Origin of the sequence: Bacteroides sp., from assembly GCF_029057325.1 — a bacterium.
Lineage (GTDB): Bacteria > Bacteroidota > Bacteroidia > Bacteroidales > Bacteroidaceae > Bacteroides.
Genome location: NZ_JAICZW010000172.1, coordinates 1 through 8,528, shown reverse-complemented (window position 1 = coordinate 8,528; position 8,528 = coordinate 1). Strand labels below are relative to the sequence as shown.

General features: G+C 48.3%; 6 protein-coding genes. 2 read left to right on the top strand and 4 right to left on the bottom strand.

The genetic code is table 11. From position 1 onward, the window contains the following. The coding region (locus tag K2G43_RS11675) for a hypothetical protein (protein ID WP_300155396.1) at positions 1-182 on the top strand (182 nt) is incomplete at its 5' end. 1,083 nt (positions 183-1,265) lie between these two features. On the opposite strand, the gene K2G43_RS11670 is transcribed toward K2G43_RS11675, so the two are convergent. The 3 genes from K2G43_RS11670 to rsmA form a co-directional block, all read right to left on the bottom strand. Continuing rightward, a complete protein-coding gene (locus K2G43_RS11670) occupies positions 1,266-3,119 on the bottom strand; it encodes a DUF349 domain-containing protein (RefSeq protein ID WP_297643487.1) in 1,854 nt (617 codons plus the stop codon). A 118-nt stretch (positions 3,120-3,237) separates the two neighbouring features. Continuing rightward, a complete protein-coding gene (gene mgtE, locus K2G43_RS11665; RefSeq protein ID WP_297643491.1) occupies positions 3,238-4,578 on the bottom strand; it encodes a magnesium transporter in 1,341 nt (446 codons plus the stop codon). A gap of 124 nt (positions 4,579-4,702) precedes the next feature. Beyond that, positions 4,703-5,503 carry a 16S rRNA (adenine(1518)-N(6)/adenine(1519)-N(6))-dimethyltransferase RsmA gene (rsmA, locus tag K2G43_RS11660; RefSeq protein WP_297643485.1) on the bottom strand — a complete coding sequence of 267 codons (801 nt, stop codon included), beginning with the start codon at positions 5,501-5,503 and terminating at the stop codon, positions 4,703-4,705. Between the two features lie 165 nt (positions 5,504-5,668). On the opposite strand from rsmA, the gene K2G43_RS11655 reads away from it, so the two are divergent. Next, the gene (locus tag K2G43_RS11655) at positions 5,669-6,661 is read left to right on the top strand and encodes a lysylphosphatidylglycerol synthase transmembrane domain-containing protein (RefSeq protein ID WP_297643483.1); all 993 of its coding nucleotides are present in this window, start codon (positions 5,669-5,671) and stop codon (positions 6,659-6,661) included. Positions 6,662-6,836: 175 nt separating this feature from the next. Here K2G43_RS11655 and trpS read toward each other — a convergent pair whose 3' ends face one another. Beyond that, a complete protein-coding gene (gene trpS / locus K2G43_RS11650; RefSeq protein ID WP_300155392.1) occupies positions 6,837-7,934 on the bottom strand; it encodes a tryptophan--tRNA ligase in 1,098 nt (365 codons plus the stop codon). Positions 7,935-8,528: the final 594 nt, after the last annotated feature.

Sequence of the window (8,528 nt, the reverse complement as noted above, 5' to 3'; positions counted from 1 at the left end):
ATCGGGTTTCATGCCACAAAGGTAAAAAATATAATGTAAAAGAAAGGATGACCAACCGGAAATATCCGCTGACCCCCGATATGCGAATAGGGATAGGGTTCACCAAGGTTCAGGGTCCACCTTTGACCTTCTTTCCAGTGAAGAAAAAGAAGGAATGCGATTTGTTTGTCATGAAAAAATGATGAAATTTGCATGGAAATTCTTCTTTCTGGCTGTTCAGAGGCTTGCGTTATCACGGCTTCATTTAAAGGAGTTAGAGAGAGGGTGTCCGAAACCCTTGTTGTTGCTTACATGCTGTTCTGATTTTAGGCACAAATTATACGGAATTCACGGATAGGACAAAGAAAAAGCTGTGAATTCCGTGTAATCCGTGTCTAAAAGAAAGCATAACGGCACGGCTCTTTCATTTAGGACTTACACTTATTTTTCAGACGCGGATTTGGCGGATAAAGCGGATTTTATTTTTATCAGTTGAATAAATAATCCGCTAAATCCACGTCTGAAAAATGAAAACAAACTTTAAAGAGCCGTGGCATAACGGAAGTTCGCGGACAGCCTGGAGGGGGATAAAAGGAAAAGAACTATCAACCGATAAGTCGTTTTAGAAGTTAAATCCGATACTTCAGCAACGGCATCATGCACAAGCGTATTGGCTCTAACTCCTTTCACTCCTAATGAAGCAAATGGGGTGATAACTTCTCTAACTTCTTGCATGCAAGAAACGTGCTTGCGTTATGTCTTTGTCGGATGAGCCTGCGTTTGCTTGAATGGCAGGACTAAATGCAAGAATCGTGGGCGAAATATCGTCTCTCTCTTTCGCTAGCATTCTCTTCTTCTTCTTTTTGCTTTTTCTTTACAATGTATTTGCGGGCTTATGTTCCAATCTATATTGTTAAATGAATGTCTGAAAAGAATGTGAAAATATAACTTGTTGATAAATAGAATAATATATGTATCTGATGGAAAAAGCATCTGTGAGAAAGGGTCAAAGGTGAACCCTGAACCTTGGATGTCTTCTTGGGAAAGAAAAATATTGACGGATATCTAAATTCTATTCTTTCCGTTCCCCTTTTTGTTCCTTCTTCTTCCTTCTTTCTCTCTTCCGGAAGCGGCAATGTTTCCGGGCGGGAGCGGGGAGGATTTTGTGGACGGGTGGCAATGTTTTGTGGGCGATACGGGAATGTTTTCGCCTAAAAAAATCCGCTCCTTATTGGCCGGATATGGCTTATAGGGGCGGATTCTTTCTTGTTGAAGCAGGCAATTGCTTATTCTTGCTTCTGGAGGTTTTCGTCGATAACCTTGATTTTCTCTTTTACCAGTTCGATATCTGCCTTCAGTTTTTCCACTTTGCGGTTGATTTCGGTCAGCAGGCTGTTGCCTTTTTTAGAGGAGGCGTTCAGGAAGCCGAGGTTGTTCTCGTAAGTCTGAAGTTCACTTTTCATGTTTTCGAAAGCGCGTGTCAGTTTCTCGCGTTCCCGATACAGCGTTTGCGAATTGCCTTCCTGCATGGAGCTGATGGATGATTTGAAGTTGCTCAGTTTCTTGTTCGAAGCGCTGATGTTGAAGTGTTTGAACAGCTCGTCTATCTGGTTGTGATATTGTTTGTAAATCTTGTCTTTCTCCTTGAAGGGGACAAATCCGATGCTGTTCCATTCTTTCATCAGGTCACGTACTAGCTGTGAAGCCTCTTTCGTATCCATAGTTTCATCGATGGCGTTCAGCTTTTCGATGACGGCTTTCTTTTTTTCCAGATTTTCTTGTTCCACGCTCCGTTGTGAAGAGGTGGCCTTGTTCTTCTGATCAAAGAAATAGTCGCAGGCGGAAATGAAGCGTTTCCATACGACATCCGAATGTTTCTTCGCTACCGGGCCGATAGTCTTCCACTCTTTTTGGAGTTTGGTCAGTTCGTCGGCAGTCGCTTTCCAGTCGGTGCTTTCTTTCAGGGCTTCCGCTTTCTCGCATAGTGCGCGTTTTTTTTCTAAGTTTTCGTTCATTCCCTCTTTCAGTGCCTTGAAGAACTCTCCCTTTTTGTGGAAGAACTCGTCGCATGTCTTGCGGAAACGTTCGAAAATCTTCACGTTCATCTTCTGCGGAGCGAAACCGATGGTCTTCCACTTGTTTTGCAGCGCGATGATTTCCTGTGTCTTATTTTCCCACAATGCGAAGTTCGTCAGTTGGTCGTATTCGATAGCCTCGATGATTTCGCAAATTACGGTTTTCTGGTCAAGGTTGTGCTGTTCGGTTTCTTTCAGCGCTTCGAAGTGCTGTTGGTGGCGTTTGTTCACAACGGTGGAGGCAGCCTTGAACCGTATCCATATCTCGTCGCGCAACTCTTTGGCTACCGGACCTGTGTCGCGGAACTCTTGATGGAGTTTTTGCAGTTGGTGGAAGGCAGATACTACATCCTGCTCTTCGGCCAGCTTTTCGGCGGCTTCGCAAAGGTGTGTCTTGATTTCCAAGTTCTTCTTGAAGTCGTATTCGCGGAACTCGCTGTTCAGTTTCAGGAGGTCGTAGAACTTCTCAACATACAATTGGTAGCTTTTCCAAAGTTCGTTTACCTTTGCCGGCGGAATCTGTTTCACTTCGTTCCATTGCTGTTGCAGCTTCTTGAACTCTGTATAGTTCTTGTTGGCGTCGTCGGGCGATTCTACCAGTTCTTTCAGCTCTTCGATAATCGAGAGCTTGATTTGCAGGTTCATCTCCTTCTGTTTTTCCACTTCGGCCGCAAGTGCGTTTCTTTTTTCTTTGATGACGGACATGATGTTTTTGAACTCCTCTTCCACGTTGTCTGTTTGTGGAATAAAGTCCTCTGTGCTTCCTCCGTTGTCAATAAATTGTTTTCTGGCTGCTTCCTGTTCGTAGTTGTGCTGTTTGTAGAAAGCCTGTTTCAAACTGTCGATTTCGGATTTTGCCGCATTCTCGATGTCGGCTACCATCTCTTTCAGTTTGTTGAGGATTTCCTCTTTCGTGAGCTTCTGAACAGGCTCTACCGGCTTTTCTGAAAGAACTTCTTCGGCGGGAGTCTCCATAGTTGCCGGTTCAGAGACCTCTGCTGTTTTCTTTTCTTCTTCTAATTCCATCGGTTTTTCGGGGAAATTAGTGTCTTGAGTGTCCGTCATTGTATTTACTTTTTAGAACGGGTTCTTCCCGTTCGGATTATATTGAGCTACAAATTAATGAAATAAAATAATTACTTCATACAATTTGCCTTGTTTTTTTTCTGTTTTTTCTGTTTTTCTACGACAATAATACCGTAATTCCCATATAGAGCATCATGCCTATGATGTCGTTTGTGATGGAAATAAACGGTCCGGTGGCGATGGCCGGATCCACTTTCAGCTTCTCCAATGTCATGGGGACCAGTGTGCCGAAGATGGAGGCGAACATCACAACCGCAAAGAGGCTGATGGAGACCGAGTAGGTGACGGTGGCCGTGGCTCCGAACCGGATGAAATTATAGATATAGACCAGCAGGGAGATGATGGTGGCGTTGATGGAAGCCACCACGGCCTCTTTGGCTATCTGCTTGAATGTATCTTTGGCATCCAGCGAGCTGTTGGCAAGGCCCTGTACGATGATGGCGGAAGACTGCGTACCCACGTTTCCGCCCGTGCCGCCAATCAACGGAATGTAGAGCGCCATTTCGGGGTGGGCGGCGAAAGTCGTGTCGAAGTTGCCCAATATCATGGAGTTGCCGATACCTCCCAGCATGCCGATAAGCAGCCACGGAAGGCGGGCGGAAGTCTGCCGCATCACGTTGTCGTCCGTCTCCACGTCCTGAGACAAACCCGAAGCCAACTGATAATCGCGTTCTGACTGCTCGCGCACCTCGTCCATGACATCGTCCACGGTAATCTGACCTACCAGTCGTCCGATGCTGTCTATGACGGGAACCGCCACCAAGTCATACTTCTCGATGGTCTGCACCACTTCGTCGATGGGGGTGTCCACATGGACGGAGAGCGGGTCTTTCCGCATCACGTGCTTCACTTTGGAGACGGACGGAGAGGTTATCATCTTCTTCAACGGGAAGACACCTTGCAGGCGGTCCTCGTCATCGATGACATATACATAATAGATTTCGTCCAGCTCTTCGGCTTGCTGGCGCATCTCTTTCAGGCACTCCGGCATACTCCAGTTCTCGTTGACGGTTACCATTTCCGTACCCATCAGACCGCCGGCGGTGTCTTCGTCGTACTTCAACAGGTCCACGATGTCGCCCGCCTGTTCGATGTCTTCGATGTGTGAGAGAATCTCTTCCTGCTTGTCTTCATCGAGTTCGCGCATCAGGTCCACGGCATCGTCAGTGTCCATATAGTCCACAAAACGTTTGGCGATGGTTTCGGATGGAAGAATCTCCAGAAACTCTTTCCGGACATCCTCGTCCATCTCTACCAGTACGTCGGCTGCTGTTTCGTTGTCAAGAAGACGATAAACGAAGCGTGCTTCTTCCGGGCCGAGGTCGTTGCACAATTCCGCAATGTCCGCCGGATGAAGGTCTATCAAAAGACTCTTGAGGTTGTCTGCGTCTTTCTCCGCGATGAAATCTTTGACCTTATCAATGTATTCTTCGTCTATTTCCATACTCTGTTCTGTTGTTTAATGCGGGTGTGCTAAACAAGCCCTTTGTCCTTTCAGCTGATATAGGAATCTGAAAATTATATCAACTTGTTCTTTCCCCGTTTCAGCATACCGCATTTAATTAATGTTTTGTTTCATTTTCCTTGAGCGCCTGTTCCACCCGGTTGGTCAGTTCAACGAACTCTTGTACGGAGAGTTGCTCCGGACGTTTATTGAACAAGGTGTCTTCTGTCAGCGGGCAATCCTTTCCGAGTATTGGCTTGATGGAGTTCCGCAGGGTTTTGCGTCGTTGGTTGAACGTGGTTTTCACCACCTGCTTGAACAGCTTTTCGTCGCATCCCAGCTCCTGCGTGTCGTTGCGTGTCATGCGGATGACAGCGCTTTTCACTTTCGGGGGAGGGTTGAATACATGCTCATGCACCGTGAACAGATACTCCACGCTGTACCACGCCTGTATCAATACACTCAGAATGCCGTACGTCTTGCTGCCGGGTCCTGCGGCGATGCGTTCGGCCACTTCTTTCTGTATCATCCCCGTGCAGCAGGGTATCAGGTCTTTGTTTTCCAGCATCTTGAAGAATATCTGACTGGAAATGTTGTAGGGATAGTTTCCCGTCAGGACAAAGGGTTTCCCGTCGAACAGCCGTTGCAGGTGCATCTTGAGGAAGTCATCTTCGATGATGTTCTCCTCCAGTTGCGGATAGGCTTCGCGCAGGTAGGCGACGGATTCATAGTCCACCTCCACCACTTTGACGGTCCGTCCTTTGGGAAGCAGGAATTGTGTCAGCACACCCATGCCCGGCCCCACTTCTAAAATGGGGATTTCAGGACAGGCATCCACCGTGTCGGCTATATCCTGCGCCACTTTCAGGTCTTTCAGGAAATGCTGGCCGAGAAACTTTTTAGGCTTTACTAATCTCATGTATCAACTAAATCATTACTTTTGCTCCACAAATAGAGGCTATCGTTCCGAAAGTGGGGGATAACAAGCCCTTTTCCGGACACGCAACCGCTCTTAAAGTGGAGCAAAGGTAATTCTTTTCGATGAAGAATGATGAATGAAGAATGAAGAATTTAGAATGAGAGCATGAATAAATTGCTAAAAAGGACATTGAAAATCATTTTGCCCATTTTGTTGGGTGGCTTTATCCTTTATTGGGTGTATCGCGATTTCGATTTTTCAAAAGCCGGAGAGGTGCTTCTGCACGATACGGATTGGGGGTGGATGTTGCTTTCGTTATTCTTTGGCGTGATGAGCCATGTGTTTCGCGGGTGGCGCTGGAAGCAGACGCTGGAGCCACTGGGGGCTTATCCGAAGGCGGGGGATTGTGTGGATGCCATCTTCCTTTCTTACGCCGCCAACTTGGTCTTGCCTCGTGTGGGCGAGGTTTCCCGCTGCGGTGTGCTGGCGAAATACGATGCTGTCTCTTTCTCCAAATCTTTGGGGACAGTGGTTACGGAACGGTTGATAGATACGCTGTGCATCCTCCTTATTACGGGTGCCACTTTTTTGATGCAGATGCCTGTCTTCTTTCGTTTCTTTGAGGAGACGGGGACAAAAGTCCCTTCGCTGATACATCTGGTCGCTTCGCCGTGGTTCTATGTCTCCCTCTTCTGCGTGGTCGGCGTGGGGGTGCTGCTTTATTATCTGTTGCGGATGCTTTCTTTTTTTGAAAAGGTGAAAGGGATGGTGCTGAATGTGTGGGAAGGGGTGCTGTCTCTTCGCGATGTGGCGAACGTGCCGCTATTTCTTTTTTATACCTTGCTCATCTGGCTCTGCTATTTTCTTCATTTCTATCTGACTTTCTATTGTTTCGGATTTACGGAACATTTGAGCGCCCTTGCAGGGTTGGTGATGTTTGTCGGGGGTACCTTCGCGGTCGTTGTGCCCACACCCAACGGGGCGGGACCGTGGCATTTTGCCGTCATCACCATGATGATGCTCTACGGGGTGGACGCCACAGAGGCCGGCATCTTTGCGCTGATTGTGCATGGTGTGCAGACGTTGCTGGTGATTGTGCTGGGCGTCTGGGGAGCAGTGCGTCTGGCGTGGCGAAACAATGAAAAGCCGTGCATATAAATTGTTTCGCGCACCTTTCCTCCCGGATTTGTCCGAGAACCTCTGTCATACAATCTTTTAGGCACGGAATTCACAGATTTCACGGATTAATCAAGAAGAAAACCGTGTAAATCCGTGTAATTCCGTGCCTAAAATCCTGATACAATGTAAGCGGCGACAAGTCGTTTCGCACGCCTTATTCGCTTTCCTTGAACCGCTTCGCCTGTTCGGCAATCAGTTCTGTGTCATCGAAATAGTTTATCTTCATGGCTTTGCGCACGTCGTCCAGTGTGGCGGCGGCGGTTTCGCGAGCCACGTCGCATCCCTTCTTCAGCATCTCGTAGATGGCGGGGATGTCCTTTTCGAACTCCTTGCGGCGGTTGCGGATAGGTTCCAAAGTCTCTTGCATGATGGCGTTGAGGAACTTCTTCACCTTCATGTCGCCCAATCCGCCCCGTTGGTAGTGGGCTTTCAGTTCGTCCAGGTTCGGGTATTCGGGCAGGTAGAGGCCGAAGTGCTCGGGGCGGCAGAAGGCATCGAGGTAGGTGAACACGGTGTTTCCTTCCAGTTTGCCGGGGTCTTGTACGCGCAGATGGTCGGGATCGGTGTACATGCTCCGTACCTTCTTCTGCACTTCGTCGGCGCTGTCGGAGAGGTAGATGCAGTTGCCTAAGCTCTTGCTCATCTTGGCTTTGCCGTCCGTTCCCGGCAGGCGCAGGCAGGCGGCGTTGTCGGGCAGGAGGATTTCCGGTTCCACGAGGGTCTCGCCGTAGATGTGGTTGAAGCGGCGTACGATTTCGCGTGCTTGTTCAATCATCGGTTCCTGGTCTTCGCCTACGGGCACGGTGGTGGCGCGGAAGGCGGTGATGTCGGCAGCCTGGCTGATGGGGTAGGTGAAGAAGCCTACGGGGATGCTCGTCTCGAAGTTGCGCATCTGGATTTCGGTCTTCACGGTGGGGTTGCGTTGCAGGCGGCTCACGGTCACCAGGTCCATGTAGTAGAAAGTCAGTTCGCAGAGTTCCGGTATCTGCGACTGGATGAAGATGGTGCTCTTCGTCGGGTCCAGTCCGCAAGCCAGGTAGTCCAGTGCTACTTCGATGACGTTTTGGCGTACCTTCTCGGGGTTTTCCATGTTGTCCGTCAATGCCTGTGCGTCGGCGATGAAGACGAAAGTCTTGTCATACAAGCCGGAATTTTGCAGTTCCACTCTTCTGCGCAGCGAGCCCACGTAGTGTCCTATGTGCAGGCGCCCGGTGGGACGGTCGCCTGTGAGGATGATTTTTTCTTTTGCCATAATCTATATCTGTTTTTTTAGTTTTTTGTTTGCAATTCAAGCAGTTTCAGTTCATTAGGTTTGCAAAGATAGGGAGATTTCTCTAAATTGGCCTCATGCTTTTAAGGAATTTGAGTACGATGGCATAGGCCGCAACGAGAAGAGCCCCGTCGCTTGGTGCGACAGGGCTCTTTCTGATTTTTGTGCTATCTTGCTATTCATATCTGCATACGAGCGCTGCTCCCTTACGACTGCCTGAGTTGTAACGAATGCCACCGCCAATATGTATTTATAAACATTGCCTTCATTGTCTTTTTGGTTTTATTGGGGCAAATATAGGCACTTTGTCTTATTCTGCCAAATGGAAGTGGCTTTTTTTAATTTGAATATACTTGCAAGGTAAGTTGCCGACGAGTGTGAAAGTGGTATTGAGACAGACGTCTCATTCTTTTTCTGGCGGAATGTAAATTATTTTCCCTCCATCTTTTTGCATCCGCCACGTCCCGGCAGAAAACCGCCTTTTCCTCCTTCCTCCGCGGTTCTTCCTGTCTGCGCCTAATCCTACCCCTACCAGGGCCTATTCGGCTTCGGACGTTCTTCGGACAAACTCCACTC

Bases quoted from the DNA above. Each gene is read 5' to 3' on its own strand.
- K2G43_RS11655 (WP_297643483.1), top strand. From the start codon at position 5,669: ATGAATAAATTGCTAAAAAGGACATTGAAAATCATTTTGCCCATTTTG.
- K2G43_RS11670 (WP_297643487.1), bottom strand. From the start codon at position 3,119: ATGACGGACACTCAAGACACTAATTTCCCCGAAAAACCGATGGAATTA.
- rsmA (WP_297643485.1), bottom strand. From the start codon at position 5,503: ATGAGATTAGTAAAGCCTAAAAAGTTTCTCGGCCAGCATTTCCTGAAA.
- trpS (WP_300155392.1), bottom strand. From the start codon at position 7,934: ATGGCAAAAGAAAAAATCATCCTCACAGGCGACCGTCCCACCGGGCGC.